Here is a 20,386-nt window from a genome sequence, read left to right on the forward strand (position 1 = left end):
CGAGCGGGATTGAACGACTCCCTGAATGCTGTTATATTCCGGCGTGATCTGTCGTTTGTCTACGGCCTGACCAATTCGAGTCAGAAGCCGGAGCGGCAGAAGTATACCGACACTATTCAAGAGTTTGAACGCCGAACGCCCAATCACTATCGGGCCCGGCGCAAGAAATGCTTCCGAAGCGCCAGAGACAACCCGTTCAAAAAAACGGCGAACTGGCACCGGAATAACTGTAACCGCGCGGAAAACCGCCGGGCGATATCGCGAAGATTCACTGCCACGCAAGGCCGGGCCGTCCAGCTTACGAATAAGACGTGAGACCCAGGCACTTGTGTGAACCTGAAAACGGATTATATGCGCCAACAGACACGAACCCTACGCGACACTTCCCTGCCAGCAGGCATGCGGGATGTCGGCGGTGGTCTCAGATCAACAGGATCATACCCCGACAGGGTGTGATCCGTCTGTCCGTCGCTTTGCCTCTGATTCAGCGAGGCCCGCGGCACGCACATCCTGCTTCGCAGATGCGACGCCTTCCGGTTTTCTGTCAAAATCAAACGACAGGAAAATTCCCTTTCCATGAAAAGAATGCTTATCAATGCAACTCACCCAGAAGAGTTGCGCGTCGCCCTGGTTGACGGCCAGCGCCTGTTTGACCTTGATATCGAATCCAGCTCCCGTGAGCAGAAAAAAGCTAACGTCTACAAAGGGCGCATAACCCGTGTAGAACCAAGCCTGGAAGCCGCCTTTGTTGATTTTGGCGCCGATCGCCACGGTTTCCTTCCCCTGAAGGAAATCTCCAGAGATTACTTCAAAAAATCTCCGGGCCAGATCGAAGGCAAGGTCAACATCAAAGAAGTGGTTTCCGAAGGCCAGGAAGTTATCGTTCAGGTCGACAAGGAAGAGCGTGGCAACAAAGGCGCAGCCCTTACCACTTTTATTTCCCTTGCTGGTCGCTATCTCGTTCTTATGCCCAACAATCCTCGTGCAGGCGGTATTTCACGCCGCATTGAAGGAGAAGAACGGGCCCAACTCAAAGAAGCCATGAACAACGTACAGGTGCCCAAATCCATGGGCATCATCGTACGCACTGCCGGCATTGGCCGGACATCCGAAGAGCTTCAGTGGGACCTCGACTACCTGGTGCAATTCTGGGAGGCAATCACCCAGGCAGCAGGCGAGCGCAAAGCGCCTTTCCTTATCCACCAGGAAAGCAACGTTATAATCCGTGCCGTTCGCGACTACCTCCGCCAGGATATCGGAGAGGTATTGATCGATTCGGAGAGCGTTTATGAAGACGTACTGAACTTCGTACGCGCTGTCATGCCTACGTTCGAGAACAAGATCAAGCTGTACAAGGACGAGATCCCCCTGTTCAGCCGCTACCAGATTGAAGGCCAGATCGAGACTGCGTTCCAGCGGGAAGTCCGGCTGCCTTCTGGTGGTTCAATCGTTATTGATCCTACCGAGGCACTGGTCTCCATCGACATCAACTCATCCCGAGCCACCAAAGGTCAGGATATCGAAGAAACTGCCTTCCAGACTAACCTGGAAGCGGCAGAAGAAATTGCCCGCCAGCTGCGCTTGCGTGATATGGGCGGCCTTATTGTGATCGATTTTATCGACATGACCCCCGCCAGACACCAGCGCGAAGTTGAGCAGAAAATGCGCGAAGCGCTGGAAATCGACCGGGCTCGTGTTCAGGTAGGCAAGATCTCACGTTTCGGACTGCTCGAAATGTCCCGGCAGCGGCTAAGGCCTTCGCTGGGTGAAACCCGCAGCGAAGTCTGCCCTCGCTGTGAAGGCCAGGGCACAATCCGTGGTATCGAATCTCTTGCGCTAAGCATCATGCGCCTGATCTACGAAGAATCATCCAAGGAAAAGACCGGCGAAGTACGGGCCATAGTGCCAGTGTCCGTAGCCACTTTCCTGCTGAACGAAAAGCGCAAACAGCTGGCAGATATCGAAGCACGCCAGGAAGTCAGCGTTGTGGTTGTACCGGTTCCTCATATGGAAACGCCACACTTCGAAATTCTGCGTATGCGCGATGATGAAACGACGCCAGAACACATTTCGAGCCACCAGGTAGCGCAGGAATACAGCGAGCGCGAGGAAGAGGTGCTTGAAGTTCCGTCCGCTGAAAAGCCGGTTCGCGAGCAAGCCGCAGTCAGGGCTGTTCGCCCGAGCGCCGCCGCACCGACCGCGAAAGCTGAAGAAGCCAAAGTACCCGCAGAGCAGGACGACGGACTGTTTCGTCGAATTGGTCGCAAAATTGCGTGCTTCTTCAACAACGAGGAAGAGCAGCCGACCAAGGCTCGCGAAAACTCAGAAGCCAACCGCGGAGAGCCGCGCAACCAGGTGCGTCAGGATCGGCGCAAAACCCGCGTAGCGCGTGATGGCCAAAGCGCCGGCAGCAACAATCGCAATGCCAATGAGCGCCGCCAGGGCAACAACCAGCCAAACCGCAGCGACGATAATCGTTCGCGGGGACGCAACCGCAATGATGATCAGAACCGCCCCAACCAGAGCCGTCAGAACGCCGATAAAGGCGCCGAGAACAAAGGCTCCGACAACCGCGGTGACGATAATCGCCGGGACGGCCGCAAAGAAAGCCAGAGCCGCGGCCAAAACCGTAACCGGCCTCAGCGCGACACCAGAAGCAATGGCGATCAGAAAGACGCGAATCAGCAGGAAGCACCACAAAAAGCGCCAGCGGCCGAAAAATCGGGTTCCGATGACAGCCGTCGCAAGCCGCGCCGCCCACGCAACCGGGACGGCTCATCTTCCGATACTCCAGCTTCAAGCCCTGCAGCTCGCAAGAATGCTCGTAACGAGAAGCATCAGAAAGACACTCAGCCTGAAGGAAGCCGCGATGACGTCAATGCGGATGTGAAAACAACTGCAGTGACGGACAAGAGCGCAGACCAGGCCATTAGCAAATCTCCAGCGGCGCCGCAAAGCGAAAAGAAGCAGCCGGAGCAGAAGGTAGCCGCTGAGTCTGAACCCGCGCAAAAAACAGAGACCGTCACTGAAACGGCCTCCGCCGATGCTACGGCTGACAAACCGAAACAGACCTCGGCGCCTAAATCTGAAGAGCAAGAGGCCTCGAAGGCTCCGAAGCCCGCAGACAAGGCTCCTATAGATACACCCGTGCAGCCAGAAACACCTGCACAGGCAGAAGCACCGGTATCCAGGCCGAAAACAGAACCCACGGCCAAAACATCTGCGCCCGAGACAACCGCTGCGGCAACCGAAACGAATGCGGAGTCCGGTCCGAAGCCTGCCAATAAAACCAGCGAGACCGCTGAGGCCAGCAAACCATCAGCGGAGGCGAGCAAACCCGCACCCGCTGCCAAGGATAAAGAGCCCTCAGCCGAGACTGATAAGAAACCAGCCGTTAAGTCAGATCAAGAACCGGCACCCGAAAAACACTTGACGAAAGAAGACAAAAACGCCCCTGCAGACGCAGAAGCGAGCATCGCTGAAGACGAAAGCAAAGCTGCTCCTGCTAAGAAGCAAAGGTCTGCGCCCGCCAGAAGCCGGAAAAAGACTCCCGCAGCGGATAAGCCAGAGGTAGCGCCTGCAGAAACAGCATCTGCAGACAAGCCTGAAGCTGCGCCGAGCAAGGATGTGGCCGAGACTGCTGAAAAACCCGCAGAACACACGGCAGCTCCAGTGACGCCCGGGCGCGCGTACAACGACCCACGTGAGGTTCGTAAGCGTCAGAGAGCAGCAGCTGAAGAAGCAAAAAAATCCGGGGGTAACTAAAAAATGTTGTCCGATTCCGACGTTGAAGCTCTGGAAGACATCCTCTTTGCCGAACCATGGGGGGATGACGCCCTCGATTTTTTCGGCTTCCATGGCGTGGTTTGTGCCAGCGTCGTAGGGCCGACCAAGCTGAGTGTCGAAACGGTATTTCGCCTGGTTACAGGCGCCGATGAGACACCCGGCGGAGGAATTCCGGAAACATTCCGCCAGTGCGTCACACGGCTGGCGGGGAGCATGGTTCAGGCGCTGGACACGGGCCAGGCTTTAGAGCTGCCGGAACCGGAAGACGGCGATCCAATGAACGCTCTGGAAAACTGGTGTGCGGGCTTCGTGGACACGTTTCTGGAGCACGAGGATGAGTGGCTGGATGCTGCCAGTGAGCAGGAAACCGCCGACTTGATGGTGCCCATGCTGACTTTGTCGGGTCTTTTTGACGACGAAGACTTCCAGAACGTGCGCAACAGTGAAAAACTCTCACGTCAGATGGCCGACGCTATCCCCGACTCCCTGACTGACTTGTACCTGCTGTTCCACGCGCCGGATTAAACCGACGCGTTGACGTCAGGAACCTGCCTGAAATGATGCCAGACCGGCTCCAGCCCGTCTGGCATTTTCATAATCCGCCCAAGCTCACACCAGGGCGCACCCGGAAAGTGAAAATCACTGCCCTGGGAGGCCAACAGCTTTTCCCGCATACACAGTTCGGTCAGAAACCCGAGATCACCGCTGGATTGTCCAGAGGTAGACACCTCAATAGCCTGCCCTCCAGCCCTTCGGAAATCGGCAACAAGATCCCGGAGTTTCGTTGCAGTAAGCTGATACTTCCGGGGATGAGCCAGCACAGCGAGCCCGCCGGCCGAGTTAATCCACTGCACAACCTCCTGCAACTCCGGCCAGTAAGCCTTGACGTCTCCTACCTTTCCACTGCCAAGGTAACGCTTGAACGCCTGCGCAGAATTTTTCACGATGCCCGCCTCAACCAACACTTTCGCGAAGTGCGGGCGCCCGGGAACATCACCGCCGGATTCTGCGACGGCGCGATCAAGCAAATCAGGAATCGCAAGCTTGCCAAGGCGATCAGCAATCATGCCGGCCCTCGCCCAGCGATTGCGGTTCTGCTGCTCCAGTGCATCGCGGAAATCGCTGTTTCCGATGTCAAAGTCAAGACCGACAATATGGATGGTGTGGCTCCGCCACAAGCAGGAGAGCTCAATACCCGGAATGAGTATTACACCGTTGGCTTTTGCGGCAGCCTGCGCCTCCTCAAGGCCGTTAATCGTATCGTGGTCGGTGAGCGCAAGGTGCGTGACCTTTTGATCCGCAGCACGGACCAAGAGCTCCGTAGGCGTGAGAGCACCATCTGACGCAGTGCTATGACAATGCAGATCAATGCACAAAACAGGGTCTTGCGGTATAGTCACAAAAATTCCAGAGTGAAGTGAGTGGCAGTGCGCGCCTGAACCAGGCAGCGCTAATCACGAAGCACAGTGTACCAGCCATTCCACTGCATGCATTATTTAACACGAACTGTCACGGAACCGGAGAGCAGTATGTACTACGCCATTATCAGTGAAGATGTCGATAACAGCCTGCCTCTGCGTCAGACAGCCAGGCCCGCTCACGTTGAGAGACTGCAGCAACTTAAGGCGGAAGGCCGGCTTCTGGTAGCAGGGCCTCACCCTGTTGTCGATACGGCTGACCCGGGAGAGGCAGGCTTCTCCGGCAGCCTCGTTATTGCCGAGTTCGATTCCCTGGCTGCAGCTCAGGCCTGGGCAGACAGCGATCCTTATGTGGATGCGGGTGTTTATCAGAAAGTGACAGTCAAGCCGTTTAAAGTTGTATTGCCCTGACACCATTCAACTCGGTCCATGAGCTTATTGTAATGACAGCTCGCTTGAATGGCCGGAAATCTGTGACAAAATTGCGGCTTTGATAGCAACTTACTTCCAAAACCGCCTTTTAATTTGAACACCTTGGGAATCTTGCCAGTGACGCTTTTTCGCCTTGCCATCAGTGCGCTTTTTATACTGTCTTCTATTGCTGCTGCTCAGGCAAAAACCGCCTGGGTCGATGACCAGCTATATCTTCCCGTCAGGTCCGGTGCCGGCTCTCAATACCGCATCATTGAAAACGCGGTTCCCAGCGGAACGGCACTGGAAGTTATTGAAACTTCAGATTCCGGCTATACTCGCGTACGCACCCCGAAAGGCAATGACGGCTGGGTTTCAAGCCAGTACCTCAGCGACACCCCGATTGCCGCAGACCGACTGAAAACTGTAAGCCGGCAACTTGAACAGGCTCAGACTGAGCTATCCTCTCTTAAAGCGCAGTTATCAGAAGTCTCCAGCGAAAGGGACTCATTGAGTAACGCGGAAACTACATTATCTACCCGCTCAGAGGAGTTGCAGGAAGAACTCAGGCGTATAAAGAACATCGCTTCAGATTCGATTAACCTGAAGCGTCGGAACGGTGAGTTGCTGGGCGAGAACCAGAAACTGCGCAACGACCTGGAAGTGTTGACCGCGGAGAACGAACGGCTGGAAGCCAGCAAAGAATCTGATTTCATGCTGGTGGGCGCTGGCCTCGTGCTGGGAGGAGTACTTCTCGCTTTGGTTATTCCGATGCTCAAACCCACAAGAAAAACCGATAACTGGGCATAAACGTTATGAAGGATTATTCGGAAAAGCGTGATTTTCATCGCATGCAGGTTGAGTCGGAAATCGAGATTACCGACAGCAAGGGGCATGTATTTATTGGTACCTGCAAGGATCTCAGTGCAACAGGAATGCAGCTGCTTGTAAGAAACCCTGTGATGGTTGGAGAAGAACTGATCACGGTGCTGCATCCGAGCAATGATCAGTTCCCCCCCTTGGAGACGATTTGCGAGGTAATCCGGTGCGAGCCGGAGGGTGAGGGCTTTTTGCTGGGAACCAACATCAGCGAAGTCACCCGCTAACCTACCCTCACTCCTGCCCCTGGCTCTGACAAACCAGGGATTGAAACAACTAGACCAACGGCTTTTCTGACACAATGATGCCGTTGTTGTCGGCGTATACATAGTGGCCCGGACGGAAGGTCACACCATGAAATGTCACAGGCACATCCAGGTCGCCCAGACCGCGCTTTTCACTTTTTCGAGGGTAGGTAGCCAGCGCCTGAACTCCCAGATCCGTTTTGCCGATCTCGTCAACATCCCGCACGCAGCCATAGATGATCAACCCCGCCCAACCATTGCTTGCCGCTTTTTCAGCGAGCATGTCGCCTAACAGCGCGTGGCGCATTGAACCGCCACCATCAACTATCATCACGCGACCTTTTCCGGGCAGGCCAACCTGCTCCTTCACCACAGAGTTGTCCTCAAAGCACTTTACGGTGACGATCTCGCCACCGAAGGCTTTTACTCCGCCATAGTTATTAAAGCCGGGTGCGACCACTTCAACTTCCGGAAACTCATCACACAAATCCGGGGTAATAATCGTTGTCACCTTATCGCTCTCCTTACGCACAGAGTTAAATCAGTCGATTTTTTCATCGGCCAGGAAGAACCAGGTATCCAGCACCGAATCCGGGTTAAGGGATACTGTATCAATACCCTGATCCATCAACCACTTTGCAAGGTCGGGATGGTCAGATGGCCCCTGACCGCATATACCGATGTACTTACCTGCCTTTTTGCATGCCTGAATGGCGTTGGAAAGCAGTATTTTAACGGCCTCATCCCGCTCGTCGAAAAGGTGCGCGATAATGCCCGAGTCGCGATCCAGGCCCAGAGTCAGTTGGGTGAGGTCGTTCGAACCGATGGAAAAGCCATCAAAGTGCTCAAGGAACTTCTCTGCCAGCAATGCATTGCCCGGCAGCTCACACATCATGATCACGCGCAGGCCATTCTCACCACGCTTGAGGCCATTCTCAGCCAGCAACCTGACCACCTGCTCTGCTTCGCCCACGGTGCGTACAAAAGGCACCATAACCTCTACGTTGGTCAGGCCCATTACATCGCGCACTTTTTTGAGCGCACGGCATTCCAGCTCAAAACAGTCACGGAAGGTTTCCGAGATATAACGGGACGCGCCACGGAAGCCCAGCATCGGGTTTTCTTCGTCTGGTTCATACAAAGTACCGCCGATCAGATTGGCGTACTCATTGGATTTGAAATCAGACAAACGCACGATGACTTTTTTGGGCCAAAACGCAGCGGCCAAAGTAGAGATGCCTTCAACCAGTTTATCCACGTAGAAATCAACCGGTGAGCTGTAACCGGAGATACGCTTCTCTACCGTCTGCTTGATATCCCGGGGCAGGCCTTCAAAATTCAGGAGGGCTTTCGGGTGCACACCAATCATGCGGTTAATAATGAATTCAAGACGCGCCAGGCCAACCCCTTCGTTCGGCAAAGACTGGAAGTCAAAGGCACGATCCGGGTTACCCACGTTCATCATGATCTTGAACGGGATATTAGGCATGGAGTCCACGGTATTTTCGCGCAGTTCAAAATCCAGTGCGCCTTCGTAGATCAGCCCCGTATCGCCTTCAGCACAGGAGACGGTTACTTCCTGCCCATCCTTCAGGACTTCCGTTGCGTCACCACAGCCCACAACAGCCGGAATACCCAGTTCCCGGGCAATGATCGCTGCGTGACAGGTACGACCGCCACGGTCTGTAACAATCGCAGAAGCACGCTTCATAACGGGCTCCCAGTCCGGGTCCGTCATATCCGTAACCAGCACATCGCCATCCTGCACACGATCCATTTCCTTAATGCTGGTAATGATCTTGACCGGGCCTGCACCAATCTTGTGACCAATACTGCGGCCTTCCACCAGCACTGTGCCGGTTTCGTTCAGCAGATAACGTTCCATTACATTGGCAGACGCCCGGCTTTTAACCGTTTCCGGACGGGCCTGCACAATGTAGATTTTTCCATCATCACCATCTTTGGCCCATTCAATATCCATGGGACGCTGATAGTGCTTCTCGATGATCATGGCCTGTCTGGCCAGCTCTTCCACTTCGGCATCAGAAATACAGAACCGGCCACGCTCTTCCGGATCCACTTTAACGGTTTCAACAAGCTGGCCTTCACCGGGCTCTGAGTGATAAACCATCTTGATGGCTTTGCTGCCAAGATTCCGGCGCAACACGGCCGGACGACCCGCATCAAGGGTGGGCTTGTGAACATAGAATTCGTCCGGGTTAACAGCACCCTGAACAACCGTCTCACCCAGGCCATACGAGCCGGTGATGAATACAACGTCCCGAAAGCCTGATTCAGTATCCAGCGTAAACATAACGCCACTTGAGGCGGTTTCGCTGCGCACCATCTTCTGAATACCCGCAGACAGGGCTACAAGCTTGTGGTCAAAACCATGGTGGACACGGTAGGAAATCGCCCGATCATTAAACAGGGAGGCAAACACCTCCTTCACAGACGTGCGTACCTGTTCAAGCCCGACCACGTTCAGAAAGGTTTCCTGCTGGCCGGCAAACGATGCATCCGGCAGATCTTCAGCAGTTGCTGACGACCGCACGGCCACCGCCATTTCGTCATTGCCATCGAGTATTTTTGCGTAGGCATCCTTGAGCGCGACTTCCAACGCCTCCGGAAAGGGGGTGTCGATAATCCACTGACGAATCTTCGCCCCTACCCGGGCAAGCTCATTCACATCGTTTATATCGAGGCTGTCGAGGACATTATCGATCTTGCCCTTCAGACCATCTTTGGCCAGGAACTCACGATAAGCGTGGGCCGTGGTGGCAAAACCACCAGGAACCGTTACACCTGCATTGGCGAGATTACTGATCATTTCACCGAGGGAGGCGTTTTTGCCACCTACCCGGTCAACATCGGACATTCCCAGGTGATCAAACCAGATTATGTAATCTTCCAAAGCGTGTCTCCCTTAAATCTGTAAGGCTAAGAATTAAACCGGGCCAGCGGTATCAAGCGTAAAAAGCGGATAACAACCACTGCGGAGTATCGAACATGGCGTGTATGATACTGTAACCTTCGGATTTTACCTAGGGAGCCGGACCAACACCATGAAACGCACAGCCTTCTTTATTTCCGACGGCACCGGCCTGACCGCCGAAGCCCTTGGGCACAGCCTTCTGGCTCAATTCGAAAAAATTGAATTTGAGCGGGTTACAGTACCCTATATTGACGATGTTGAAAAAGCCCGCGACATGGTCAAACGCATTAACAGTGCGGCAGAAGCCGACGGCGCTCGTCCTCTGGTCTTTGATACTATTCTGGATGGCGCTATCCGTGAAATCATCTCGGATGCTCAGGGCTTCATGGTGGATATCTTCGGCACCTTCCTGAACCCTCTGGAGCAGGAACTGCAATCGTCATCATCCTATTCTGTAGGCAAATCCCACGCGATTAATAATGAAGGCGTCTACGAGCGCCGCATTCACGCGGTTAACTTCGCGCTGGACAACGACGATGGCGCGCGCACGCGGCATTATGATGAAGCGGATCTGATTCTGATTGGCGCTTCCCGCAGTGGCAAAACCCCTACGTGTCTGTATCTCGCTCTTCAGTATGGCGTTAAAGCCGCCAACTACCCGATTACAGAAGAAGATCTTACAGACCAGCAGATGCCCAAGGCGCTCAGGCCCCACAAGGAAAAGATTTTTGGCCTGACGATTGAGCCTGAGAGGCTGGCTACGATCCGTAATGAACGTCGCCCCAACTCCCGCTACTCGTCCATTCAGCAGTGCATGCACGAAATCGAAGAGATTGAGCTGATTTATCGAAGGGAGCGCATCCCGTTCCTGAACACGACAGCCTATTCTGTAGAAGAAATTTCGACGCGTATCATGGTCGCCACCGGTTTGAAGCGGAACCGCTGAAAAACTCATCCAGGAACATGCAGGCAGGCCTCCAATGGCCTGCCTGCTCTTATCTTACAATTCCTGAATATTCAGACCGAGGCCCTCAACAAGCGCACGATTCTCCGGGCCTGTCACAACAGCAGTACTGGCTTTATCGGGCACCAGCCAGGTTGCAGCAACCCGCTTGAGGTCCTCCAGCGTTACCGACAGAACCCGCTCACGGAATCGCGCCTGCTGCTCAGGGCTGCGTCCGAAGAGCTTGTTATGGAAGGCATGGCGAGCCGCACCTGCCGGTGAGCGCGGTCGATCCAGCTGCCCGATAACGCCAAGGATCGACTCTTCCAGCTCCTGATACTCATGATCAGTTTCCTGAAGCCACACCAGCGCCTTGTCAAAATCATCAAGGGTTTCGGCCAGACGAGGATCCCGGTATGAGAAAAAGCGGAAGTTACCGTTCACACTGTCCTGTGCCGCACCGCCGCCGTAGGCACCGCCTTTTTCTCGAATGGCCCTGTGCAGATAGCCATTACGCAGAAAGCCACCAAGCACAGAGAGCGCGGCAGAGTCAGGATGATCAACCGGCACAGTGCTGTATGCGCGAGCGCAGAAGTTGACTTGGGTAGACGTCAGCCAGGCTTCGCGGGTTACGAAACTCACCGGCTCCATCTTCCAGTTGGATGATTCAACGCCTATATCACCCTGCCAGCAGGACTTGAGATCATCAATCAGTGCCGGTAGCTGTTCCTCCTCACCGATAATCAGGAACTCTCGTGCCTGCTTGCGAATTTTGTCGTGCAGGCCTGCAAGTTGCTGACAAAACTTATCAAGCGCTGCCGGATCCTTGAGGGACTGATCAAGCTCTTTGGTGCCACGAATGCCCGCGAGACCACCGAGGCGGAAGTTCAACCAGGCTCCCGGGCTCACGCCCTGTGCCGCGGCCCCCATGGCCAGCGCGTGACCACTACCTGTGACCGCCTGTTCCCGGCGGGCGCGAATCTGGGCAATTATTTCCCGAATGCGATCTTTTTCATCGAAACGCGCATTGGTGTATACGTCCCGGAGCAGCTTTGTGAGTGCCGTTCTGTTGCGAGCCAAAGCCTTACCACTAAAGATCATATAGCCAGAAAGATCCTGAACATCATCAATGCGGCCTTTGGCGGTGAATGAGGCGCCAATACCGCCGGATTCTGCCGAGATCCTGTCCTGCATCTGCAGGTAGTCCAGGTCGCCGCAGCCGACCTCCGAGATAAGCGCACTGTAATAGGGGAGCAGCAACAACTCGTCTTCAGTCAGCGCCGGCAGTGGCAGCACCACCTGTTCATAAATCAGCCCGTTGGTGCCTCGCGCAAAAACGGTTGCCGAAATATCACCATCAAAGCGGGCTTCCGGCTCTGGCATTTGCAAGGGAACATCGGTCAGATCAACTTTCGGCAAAATGGAATCGTCATCCTTGCGCATCTGGCGCTCTTCCAGAGCTTTGGCACGATCAACGATCTGAGTGACTTCTTCGCTGGTCAGCTCCGCTTTACGCCTGGCCAGAGCTTCGCGAATGGCCTGCTGACGCCGGGCATCCAGCTTGTCATCCGGGCGCAGCGTGAGCGTAACCCGGTGCGGGTTGTCCAGCAGCTTGCGGCGAATAAGATCCGGAACGTACTGCGGATCACGGATTCTCTCACGCAGGGTTGCAAGAACCGGGTCCAGATCGAGCAGCTCAACCGGGTCGCCGCCGTGAACCATGGGCGCAATCGCACTCATAATAAGCTGAAGTCCATAAGGAAAACTGTCGCCGGCAATTTCGCGCTGGTGCAGTTCAAGCTGATGCAGAATGGCTTCCAGGCGCTCCTCACTGACGCCCTCTTCGACCACTTTCTGAAGCGTGCTTTCAACAAGGGCTTCCAGATCTTTTTGTTTCTCTGGCTCGCTGCCTTCAATACCGCAGATAAAAGTCATTTCCCGGTTGGAGTCCTCCAGACCGCACATGGGCGAGGGCGCATGTCCGATATCTGTTGTCTCCAGCGCCCGCATCAGCGGCGATGCGCTGTTCTCCAGTAACACGGCTGACAACAGCTGCCCTTCCAGGTTTTCCTGCAGATCAAAACTGTGACCCAGCAGCCATCCCACAACAATGTGGGTTTTATTGGCAATATCCTCGCCCTCGTTTACGCCATAGCCCTGCTCAACGCGAACCGGCGCGAACATGCGCTTTTCATCCCGTACCGGCAGCTCAATATCAAGTTTGTCGAAACGCTTCAGGACAAGCTCTTCAAACCGTTCGTGATGCTCGCAGGCCGGTATGTTGCCGTAGGTGGCAAAAATCGCATTACTCGGATGATAGTGATGCCGATAAAACCGGATAAGATCGTCATAGCTCAAATCAACGATATGATCCGGTTCACCACCACTGTTGTAGTGATAGGTGGTGGTCGGGAACAAGTGGCTGCTCAAATTCTGCCAGAGCTGCGAAGTAGCAGAGCTCATGGCACCTTTCATCTCGTTGTAAACAACACCCCGGTATACCAGATCGGTGTCAGGGTCATCCGGTTTTTCAAACTCCAGCCTGTGGCCTTCCTGGGCAAAGTCGAGTTTATCCAGTTTTGAAAAAAACACCGAGTCCAGATAAACAGACAACAGGTTATCAAAATCCTTGCGATTCATGCTCGCGAAAGGATAGGCGGTCCAGTCGCTGCTGGTGAACGCGTTCATGAACGTATTAAGGGAACGGCGAATCATCATGAAAAACGGATCGCGAACAGGGTAACGCTCACTGCCACACAGCGCCGTATGTTCAAGAATATGGGCAACGCCGGTAGAATCCATCGGAAAGGTTCTGAGCGCCACAAAAAACACGTTTTCGTCGTTATCCGCTGCAAGATGAAGATGGCGGGCACCGGTTTTCCTGTGACGATACTCCTCAACATCGAGATTAAGCGTATCAATCCGGTGACTGCGAAGCTTCTCAAAAGCCGGATGGGTTGCGTTGTCGATCACTGCAGCCATTCAAACTATCCTGTCGTTAAACAATTGGAGAATTACAGGGTAACACGTAGTATCGATTATCATGCACCAGTCCCCCAGCGATAAGGTAGCCCCCAGATCCATGAGCACACCTTCAGGCCAAGCAAAAGCCCCACAGGCTCCCGAAGTAGCAGCCTATTGGGCAGAGCGTCGCCGATACATCGAGCGCATACGGAAATCTCCGGAAGTGAGGCAAAAGTACTGGCGCGAAGTTGCCATTTATCTGGCCCGTCGTCTGCTCTGGTCGTTTGGCTTCTTCCCCGTATTCATGGCCTTCTGGGTCCCATTGGTGCTATCCAGCTTCAACCCCGTCGTCCTGGCGTCCGACCTGATCCCCGTGCTCCAGGATTTCGTGAACTCGAACCCCGAAGTACAGGCAACGACGCTTAGTACGTTTGCCATTGCCTGGGCATCGGTCGGATTTTTCTTTCTGATCTTCGATTTTGTCTTGACCCCTTTCAAATCACCTTACGAATACGAAGCCGATGTATACATGAGAGCTTGGGAACAACTCAATCATGAACAACTTCCAGCCAAAGTGTGATTTGGCCTGCATTCTCACCAACTTCAGGCGCTTTCAGTTACATAACTCAGCTTTTGCTGGGTAAGATAAAACCACAATCGAATTTGTAGAAGGCTGGATCAAGAGGTTCCATCATGGTCGATTTCAGACCACTTCTGTTTTTGAATGCTCTGGCTCTCATGCTTCTGGTCACAGCCGGTTTTGCTTCGATTCGCAATGATCAACCCGCTGTTGAAGTCGTTGAAGCTGCTGCACCTGCCGTTGGAAATGCTTCAGAGGCACCGACACCTATAATAGAAGCCGTTTCAGAAGCTCCGGCCGAACCTGAGACGGCACCCGCGCTGCCAGAGGTAAACACTGAGCCATTTCACATTCCCGAACCCGAACCCGCCCCGAAAACAGGCATGCTGACGCTGCGCTCAAACGTGGCAGATGATCGAGTGGAAATTAATGGCAATGCCTATGGCGCAACGCGTCTGGACCTTGAACTGGCCCCGGGCAGATATGATATCACCATAAGCAAAACCGGTTTCCGGCCCTGGCAGCAAAGCGTCACAATCGACGCCGGCAGTGAACTGACGCTGGTGGGCAAACTGGAAGCCTACACAACCGTCGATTATCAGTACGGCGTCTGGCGGGGTAATGTAAAAACGGGGGACGGAGCCTATATCGATAGCGACGACCTCCGATACAAAGGCCACTTTGTGGATGGTACTTTTCATGGCACAGGTACCGCCTGGTATGCAGATGGCAGCCGCTACGAGGGCGACTGGGAAAACGGCAAACGTACGGGTGAAGGCATATGGCGCGATGCGGATGGCTCAAGCTATACCGGCCAGTTCAGGGCGGATGCATTTCACGGCCAGGGCACACTGACACTTGAGAATGGTGATATTCTCGCCGGGGAATGGTCGCAGAACCAGCTCAACGGCCATGGTTCTCTGGCCACGGCCGACGGCATGCTATATGTCGGCAGCTTCCGTAACAGCGACTTTCACGGGCGCGGCGTCCTCACCTATCCTGACGGCCGCCATTACGAAGGCGATTTTTCCAATGGGTCATTCCATGGTAACGGCTCGGAGATTTTCGCCAACGGAAAGAAATACGAAGGCGAGTACATCGAAGGCAAATTCCACGGGAACGGTTTACTGCGCAACCCGAATGGCAGTTCGATCGAGGCAACGTTTCTCCACGGAGAGCCCTACGGGCAGGTTCGCCTGACCACAGCCGCTGGAGAAATATTCACAGCTCGAACCACAGAACCCGGCATATGTTATCGGGACAAAAGCTACCGGGCGACACAATGCCCTACACTGGAAGGCTGGTAGCTCCAATAGTAAAACCAGCCCGATAACCAACGCGATTGAAGTAACAGCTTGAGGTAGTTAGATGGCGATCAAGAATGCTCTTCTGGTGGATGATTCCAAGGTAGCCCGGTTTGCCCTGAGCAAACTGCTCGAAAGCCGTGACATGAACGTAAGCATGGCCGGCTCTGCCGAAGAGGCCCTGGAATTACTCAATAACCGTGAACACCCCGATGTCATCTTTATGGACCATCTCATGCCGGGGATGAACGGCGTGGAGGCTACCAAAGCCATCAAAGGCAACCCGGATACTGCCAGCATCCCAATCATAATGTGCACATCCCAGAAGTCCTCATCATTCACAAAAGAAGCCAGAAACTTCGGTGTTTACAACATCCTGACCAAACCGACGCAGCCTGATGGCCTGGGCCTGATGTTGGAACAGCTGGCAAGTGACGTTCTGCAGGGCGCGCTTCCCGAGGCACCCCGGATCGAGCCGGAGCCCGATACCGACGAATACCTGGCCCACGTGCCAGACAATGCCGAGCTGGAGATGTCAGCAGAGCAGCCCGAACAGGAAACCGCCCGTAATGGCAGCACTCAGCCCGGCGTTGTTCCGCTGACCAGCGAGCTGATCGAACAGATTTCACGCTCCGCCGTCAAAACACACATCAATAATCGCCTTCATGAATTACTGAGCTCCTTGTTTGACGAGCAGTTTGACCACCTGAAACGGGCGCTGGACGAATCGCGAAGCAAACAGGAAAGCAACATTGAAGCGCGCCTGAATGCAGTGAGCGAGATGGTGGAAGAACGCACCCGCAACCTGCGAGACAAGGTTGCGGCTGACGTTAACCTTAACCTGGGCCGGGAACTGGCAGATCTTAAAGAGGAGCTCTCACATAATTCCGGCTTCACCAGTGATCATATGGCCGAGCTGAAGGACCACATTACCAGTGTGCAGACCATTGACACCGACTTCTGGCAGACGCTTCAGTCTGAAGCCATTCAACAGGCTCACGAGATTTCCCGAGAGACAGCTGAAGATATCGCCCAACGCACTATTGATCTGTTTGTCGCGCAGCAGCGATCTGCCTCCTCCAAAGTCTATACTGTCGGCCTGGCCTTGAGCCTTGGGGTATTCAGTCTTGGAATCGCCTGGCTTGCAGGCCTTTTCGGGTAACCAATTCGCGAATCCTGTGCCAATCTTCCGGCGTGTCTATGTCGTCATGGACACCCGGAATGGCCAGTCTGGTCGCATTTGCCTCAACCAACAAATGGCCTGCTCCTCGGTCACCCTCAAGTGCCAGAACTTCAGGCCATAGCCATCGAGGCAGGAAGGCCGGAACGCCCGGCCGGCGACCATAGTCTGCGGCAACAGCCTGGCCCGGAAAACATCGCGCCATTTTGCCAAACGCTGCAAGAGCCTCTGGGTCCAGCAGCGGCTGATCTGCCACCAGCACAAATACACCTTTCGCATGCGGCCCCAGGCTGCGGATACCTTCTGACAGCGAAGCCGCCATACCGCTTTGCCAGTCCGCCACGTGCACCCAGCGAGACGCCTGCGCATGGCAACGGAAGCGAATCAGTGGGTACCAGGCGCCACACACAACACGAACATCCCGGCTGAGCAGCCTGCCCTGACCAATGGCGCAATCCAGAAGCGTGCGGCCGCGCCTGTGCTCACCACCCAGGGTCAGCATGGCCTTGGGACGCCCAAAACGACGGGAAGCGCCCGCCGCAAGAACAAGTGCCGGAAACTCCTGATCGCGGTCGTGGCAAGAGGCAGTTATGATTTCGCTCCTTATGAAGAGATGCAAATGGAAATAGTGGCAAGAATCGGCTCAGGCTAACAGCCTGACAGGTCACTCTTTCAGGATTTTTGCTAGAATCCCCAGATCATTCAACCTTACCCGCCCGGAAATTTAATGAACCACCTGTTTGTAGACAATCTCACCGTTATTGATTTCGCTTACCTGGATCCCTCCCGCGGATTAGTTGGGGAAAGCTGGATTGCCGACGTTGTGCTTGGAGGCGAGCTTGATGATCAGGGCATGGTATTCGATTTCAGCAATGTGAAGCGCACTATCAAACGCATCATTGACGAACGTGTGGATCACCGACTGGTAATACCCCGCGGTTACGAAGGCCTCTCGTGGAGCCAGGATACACCCGATACTTTTGCCTGGGCCCTGACCGATGGCAGCCAAATAGTGCACCGCTCGCCGGACGAAGCCATCGTATGGCTTTCGGCAGAGCGGGTTGTCCCGTCGGCGGTAGCAGCCCTGCTTGAGCGTGAGCTGATGGCGGTACTGCCGGCAAACGTAACGTCGGTGGAAATCAATCTTCGGGAAGAAGAGATTGAAGGCGCGTACTACCATTATGTTCACGGACTGAAAAAGCATCTGGGGAACTGCCAGCGCATAGCCCACGGCCACCGCTCACCTATTCGCATTGATCGTAACGGGCGCAGAGATTATGACCTGGAGCGCACCTGGGCCAGGCTGTGGCAGGATATCTACGTAGGTTCTGAGGAAGACGTAGTCCGCAGGCATGTAGCGAAAGATGGCGTTCCGTACATCACCTTCGAGTACGAGGCCAACCAGGGCGAGTTTGCTCTGACATTGCCGGAAAAGCACGTTTATATGATGGGTACTGACACCACGGTTGAATTGATTGCTGCGCACATTGCCGATCAGCTTAAAACAGAGTTCCCTTCCGATACGATTCTTGTAAAAGCCTATGAGGGTGTTGGCAAAGGAGCCATAGCCTCGCGTTAATGCCGGCCACTCCAGAGCCAAGTGAGCAGGGCACCACCTCCCAAAACTGTGTGTTGCCAGGGATGGCAACACCAAGCCCCCATGGATGGGTTTACGGCGTGTTTTGGGAGGTGGTGCCCTGCTCACGGTTCGCGGCACTCAACTAAACTGCCTTTTTCATGCAGACACAAAAAAACCGCCCGAAGGCGGTTTTTTTGATGGCTATCCGGTGGACTAAACCGTCAAGCCGTATTGGCGTCCCCTAGGGGGTTCGAACCCCTGTTGCCGCCGTGAAAGGGCGGAGTCCTAGGCCACTAGACGAAGGGGACTAGAAATTGGTGGAGCCAGGCGGGATCGAACCGCCGACCTCAACACTGCCAGTGTTGCGCTCTCCCAGCTGAGCTATGGCCCCTCAACGGATGCGTATATTAAGGATCCACCCCATGGGCGTCAACCTTTCGCCCCACTTTTTTCCAGTTTTCTGAACATCCTTGTCCAGACCGCTTACTTCTTCACCAAAGTGGCTATTAAGCACCCAATGCTGCGTACTCTTTTTCCACTTTCTTCGTTTCTTTCTTGGAAAAACCACCAAGCACTTCAAGAGCCTGCCGTAACCGCGCACGGGTCATATCCGGGCCCAGCACATCCATGGAATCCATAACAGACCAGGAGTTCGGTGTGCCTGCAATTGCCACGAACACAGAGAACATGAAGTCGCCCATTTTCAGATCCATGGCCTTGGCCAGGAATTTGATATCAGCAAAGATGGTTTCCTTGCTCCAATGGCGCTGAGCTTCGAGTTTCCACAAAGTGAACTGGAGTACCCGCTTGATCGTGCCTTCTTCAAGCTTGTTGTGCGCAAAGTCTTCCGGCTTCAGGTCAAGCATGCCAGAGAACATGAACTGCGCCATGGGCGCTACATCCGAGAACACCTCAGCCCTGCCCTTGATATGCGGCACCAGTGTCTTGAGTGAGCCTTCGTTGAACCACCACTGGCGCATGCGCTCGATAAACTGATCTTCCGTGAGCTCGTCACGCAGCCACTGTCCGTTGAGCCAGCGCAGTTTATCAACATCAAAGACCGGGCCACCAAGAGATACACGCTGAATGTCGAAGTTCGCAATCATTTCGTCCAGAGTGAACTTTTCGCGCTCATCCGGCATGGACCAGCCCATACGGCCAAGATAGTTGGTAACGGCTTCCGGCAAAAAACCCATGCGCTCATAGAAATTGATGCTGGTAGGGTTCTTGCGTTTGGAAAGCTTGCTCTTATCCGGGTTGCGCAGCAATGGCAAATGGCAGAGCACCGGCATTTGCCAGCCAAAATACTGGTACAGCAACTTATGCTTGGGCGCAGAATTGATCCACTCTTCGCCGCGCAGCACGTGAGTAATTTCCATCAGGTGGTCGTCAACCACGTTAGCAAGGTGGTAAGTCGGCATACCATCTGATTTCAGCAGAATCTGGCAATCTACCTGTGCCCAGTCGATTTCAATGGTACCGCGCAGCATGTCATCGATTTCACAGACACCCTCATGGGGCACCTTCATGCGAATAACATAGGACTCACCCGCATCCAGGCGGCGCTTCACCTCTTCCTGAGAAAGCTCCAGATTTCCTTTGATTCCGGGGTTCAGACCCTGCGCTTTTCGCTCCTCGCGAATCACATCCAGCTCTTCCGGCGTGCGGAAGCAATAAAAAGCATGGCCAGCGGTAACCAGGTCTTCAGCGTACTGGCCGTAAGAATGCTTGCGCTCAGACTGACGGTACGGCCCATGGGGCCCACCTACATCGGGCCCCTCATCCCAGTTCAATCCAAGCCAACGCAGCGCCTTGAGGATATCCTTCTCAGATTCCGCAGTACTGCGTACCTGATCGGTATCTTCAATGCGCAGGATAAACTGTCCGCCGTGCTGCCGGGCAAAACACAGATTGAACAGGGCCACGTAGGCGGTACCCACGTGTGGATCACCGGTGGGTGATGGAGCAATTCGGGTACGTACAGTCATGAAACCTTCCTGAAAATCGATGGCCGTGTGATAAACCAGGCATTATACCGGTCCGGGCATTATTTCGCATGGCCCCAACGCATCAATGCACAGCCACCCGCCAAGTCAGAACAGGTTTTGCGAGTTCTGAACGTTTGGTGTTATATTATAACGTTTCAACTACATATCAGGACT

16 protein-coding genes and 2 tRNA genes are annotated in these 20,386 nt (G+C 54.4%); 10 read left to right on the forward strand and 8 right to left on the reverse strand.

Annotated features, from left to right (window positions below; genetic code table 11):
- Positions 1-576 precede the first annotated feature (576 nt).
- Together rne and ACN0RL_RS04960 are read left to right on the forward strand one after the other, a co-directional pair.
- Positions 577-3,765: a ribonuclease E gene (gene rne, locus ACN0RL_RS04955; protein WP_417514295.1), complete on the forward strand. Its 3,189-nt coding sequence runs from the start codon at positions 577-579 to the stop codon at positions 3,763-3,765.
- 3 nt (positions 3,766-3,768) lie between these two features.
- Positions 3,769-4,311, forward strand: coding sequence for a YecA family protein (locus tag ACN0RL_RS04960; RefSeq protein ID WP_417514297.1), 543 nt, complete (start codon positions 3,769-3,771; stop codon positions 4,309-4,311).
- On the opposite strand, the gene ACN0RL_RS04965 is transcribed toward ACN0RL_RS04960, so the two are convergent.
- On the reverse strand, positions 4,308-5,186 hold the full coding sequence (locus ACN0RL_RS04965; RefSeq protein WP_417514299.1) for a PHP domain-containing protein: 879 nt from the start codon (positions 5,184-5,186) through the stop codon (positions 4,308-4,310). The genes ACN0RL_RS04960 and ACN0RL_RS04965 overlap by 4 nt on opposite strands.
- Positions 5,187-5,315: 129 nt before the next feature.
- Here ACN0RL_RS04965 and ACN0RL_RS04970 point away from each other — a divergent pair, with 129 nt between their 5' ends.
- The 3 genes from ACN0RL_RS04970 (at position 5,316) to ACN0RL_RS04980 (ending at position 6,721) form a co-directional block, all read left to right on the forward strand.
- A complete protein-coding gene (locus ACN0RL_RS04970; protein WP_417514301.1) occupies positions 5,316-5,615 on the forward strand; it encodes a YciI family protein in 300 nt (99 codons plus the stop codon).
- A gap of 138 nt (positions 5,616-5,753) precedes the next feature.
- The gene (locus tag ACN0RL_RS04975) at positions 5,754-6,425 is read left to right on the forward strand and encodes a TIGR04211 family SH3 domain-containing protein (RefSeq protein WP_417514303.1); all 672 of its coding nucleotides are present in this window, start codon (positions 5,754-5,756) and stop codon (positions 6,423-6,425) included.
- Positions 6,426-6,430: 5 nt separating this feature from the next.
- Positions 6,431-6,721, forward strand: a complete 291-nt coding sequence (locus tag ACN0RL_RS04980; RefSeq protein WP_417514305.1) for a PilZ domain-containing protein — start codon at positions 6,431-6,433, stop codon at positions 6,719-6,721.
- A 49-nt stretch (positions 6,722-6,770) separates the two neighbouring features.
- On the opposite strand, the gene rraA is transcribed toward ACN0RL_RS04980, so the two are convergent.
- Positions 6,771-7,250 carry a ribonuclease E activity regulator RraA gene (gene rraA, locus ACN0RL_RS04985; protein ID WP_417514307.1) on the reverse strand — a complete coding sequence of 160 codons (480 nt, stop codon included), beginning with the start codon at positions 7,248-7,250 and terminating at the stop codon, positions 6,771-6,773.
- Between the two features lie 30 nt (positions 7,251-7,280).
- Complete coding sequence (ppsA, locus tag ACN0RL_RS04990; RefSeq protein WP_417514309.1) at positions 7,281-9,653, reverse strand: phosphoenolpyruvate synthase; 2,373 nt, start codon at positions 9,651-9,653, stop codon at positions 7,281-7,283.
- Between the two features lie 151 nt (positions 9,654-9,804).
- Here ppsA and ACN0RL_RS04995 point away from each other — a divergent pair, with 151 nt between their 5' ends.
- Positions 9,805-10,620 (forward strand): pyruvate, water dikinase regulatory protein, encoded by an 816-nt coding sequence (locus ACN0RL_RS04995; protein WP_417514311.1) that lies wholly within the window; start codon positions 9,805-9,807, stop codon positions 10,618-10,620.
- 54 nt (positions 10,621-10,674) lie between these two features.
- Here the strand turns inward: ACN0RL_RS04995 and ACN0RL_RS05000 are convergent, their stop codons facing one another.
- A complete protein-coding gene (locus tag ACN0RL_RS05000) occupies positions 10,675-13,599 on the reverse strand; it encodes an insulinase family protein (protein ID WP_417514313.1) in 2,925 nt (974 codons plus the stop codon).
- 100 nt (positions 13,600-13,699) lie between these two features.
- On the opposite strand from ACN0RL_RS05000, the gene ACN0RL_RS05005 reads away from it, so the two are divergent.
- The 3 genes from ACN0RL_RS05005 to ACN0RL_RS05015 all read left to right on the forward strand — a co-directional run bounded on the left by ACN0RL_RS05005 (position 13,700) and on the right by ACN0RL_RS05015 (position 16,627).
- Complete coding sequence (locus ACN0RL_RS05005; protein WP_417514315.1) at positions 13,700-14,161, forward strand: hypothetical protein; 462 nt, start codon at positions 13,700-13,702, stop codon at positions 14,159-14,161.
- Between the two features lie 113 nt (positions 14,162-14,274).
- A complete protein-coding gene (locus ACN0RL_RS05010; protein ID WP_417514317.1) occupies positions 14,275-15,468 on the forward strand; it encodes a PEGA domain-containing protein in 1,194 nt (397 codons plus the stop codon).
- 61 nt (positions 15,469-15,529) lie between these two features.
- The gene (locus ACN0RL_RS05015; RefSeq protein WP_417514319.1) at positions 15,530-16,627 is read left to right on the forward strand and encodes a response regulator; all 1,098 of its coding nucleotides are present in this window, start codon (positions 15,530-15,532) and stop codon (positions 16,625-16,627) included.
- On the opposite strand, the gene ACN0RL_RS05020 is transcribed toward ACN0RL_RS05015, so the two are convergent.
- A complete protein-coding gene (locus tag ACN0RL_RS05020; protein WP_417514321.1) occupies positions 16,587-17,264 on the reverse strand; it encodes a nucleotidyltransferase family protein in 678 nt (225 codons plus the stop codon). The genes ACN0RL_RS05015 and ACN0RL_RS05020 overlap by 41 nt on opposite strands.
- A gap of 108 nt (positions 17,265-17,372) precedes the next feature.
- Here ACN0RL_RS05020 and ACN0RL_RS05025 point away from each other — a divergent pair, with 108 nt between their 5' ends.
- On the forward strand, positions 17,373-18,224 hold the full coding sequence (locus tag ACN0RL_RS05025; RefSeq protein ID WP_417514323.1) for a 6-carboxytetrahydropterin synthase: 852 nt from the start codon (positions 17,373-17,375) through the stop codon (positions 18,222-18,224).
- Between the two features lie 232 nt (positions 18,225-18,456).
- On the opposite strand, the gene ACN0RL_RS05030 is transcribed toward ACN0RL_RS05025, so the two are convergent.
- The 3 genes from ACN0RL_RS05030 to gltX form a co-directional block, all read right to left on the reverse strand.
- Positions 18,457-18,532, reverse strand: a tRNA-Glu gene (locus ACN0RL_RS05030).
- 7 nt (positions 18,533-18,539) lie between these two features.
- Positions 18,540-18,615: transfer RNA gene (locus tag ACN0RL_RS05035), tRNA-Ala, on the reverse strand.
- Positions 18,616-18,730: 115 nt separating this feature from the next.
- Positions 18,731-20,212, reverse strand: a complete 1,482-nt coding sequence (gltX, locus tag ACN0RL_RS05040) for a glutamate--tRNA ligase (RefSeq protein ID WP_417514325.1) — start codon at positions 20,210-20,212, stop codon at positions 18,731-18,733.
- Positions 20,213-20,386 lie beyond the last annotated feature (174 nt).

Source organism: Marinobacter sp., assembly GCF_048259445.1.
Classification (GTDB): domain Bacteria; phylum Pseudomonadota; class Gammaproteobacteria; order Pseudomonadales; family Oleiphilaceae; genus Marinobacter.

Excerpts from the sequence above, each read along its gene's own strand:
- rne (WP_417514295.1), top strand. The coding sequence starts at position 577 with ATGAAAAGAATGCTTATCAATGCAACTCACCCAGAAGAGTTGCGCGTC.
- ACN0RL_RS04960 (WP_417514297.1), top strand. The coding sequence starts at position 3,769 with ATGTTGTCCGATTCCGACGTTGAAGCTCTGGAAGACATCCTCTTTGCC.
- ACN0RL_RS04970 (WP_417514301.1), top strand. The coding sequence starts at position 5,316 with ATGTACTACGCCATTATCAGTGAAGATGTCGATAACAGCCTGCCTCTG.
- ACN0RL_RS04980 (WP_417514305.1), top strand. The coding sequence starts at position 6,431 with ATGAAGGATTATTCGGAAAAGCGTGATTTTCATCGCATGCAGGTTGAG.
- ACN0RL_RS04995 (WP_417514311.1), top strand. The coding sequence starts at position 9,805 with ATGAAACGCACAGCCTTCTTTATTTCCGACGGCACCGGCCTGACCGCC.
- ACN0RL_RS05000 (WP_417514313.1), bottom strand. The coding sequence starts at position 13,599 with ATGGCTGCAGTGATCGACAACGCAACCCATCCGGCTTTTGAGAAGCTT.
- ACN0RL_RS05005 (WP_417514315.1), top strand. The coding sequence starts at position 13,700 with ATGAGCACACCTTCAGGCCAAGCAAAAGCCCCACAGGCTCCCGAAGTA.
- ACN0RL_RS05010 (WP_417514317.1), top strand. The coding sequence starts at position 14,275 with ATGGTCGATTTCAGACCACTTCTGTTTTTGAATGCTCTGGCTCTCATG.
- ACN0RL_RS05015 (WP_417514319.1), top strand. The coding sequence starts at position 15,530 with ATGGCGATCAAGAATGCTCTTCTGGTGGATGATTCCAAGGTAGCCCGG.
- ACN0RL_RS05025 (WP_417514323.1), top strand. The coding sequence starts at position 17,373 with ATGAACCACCTGTTTGTAGACAATCTCACCGTTATTGATTTCGCTTAC.
- gltX (WP_417514325.1), bottom strand. The coding sequence starts at position 20,212 with ATGACTGTACGTACCCGAATTGCTCCATCACCCACCGGTGATCCACAC.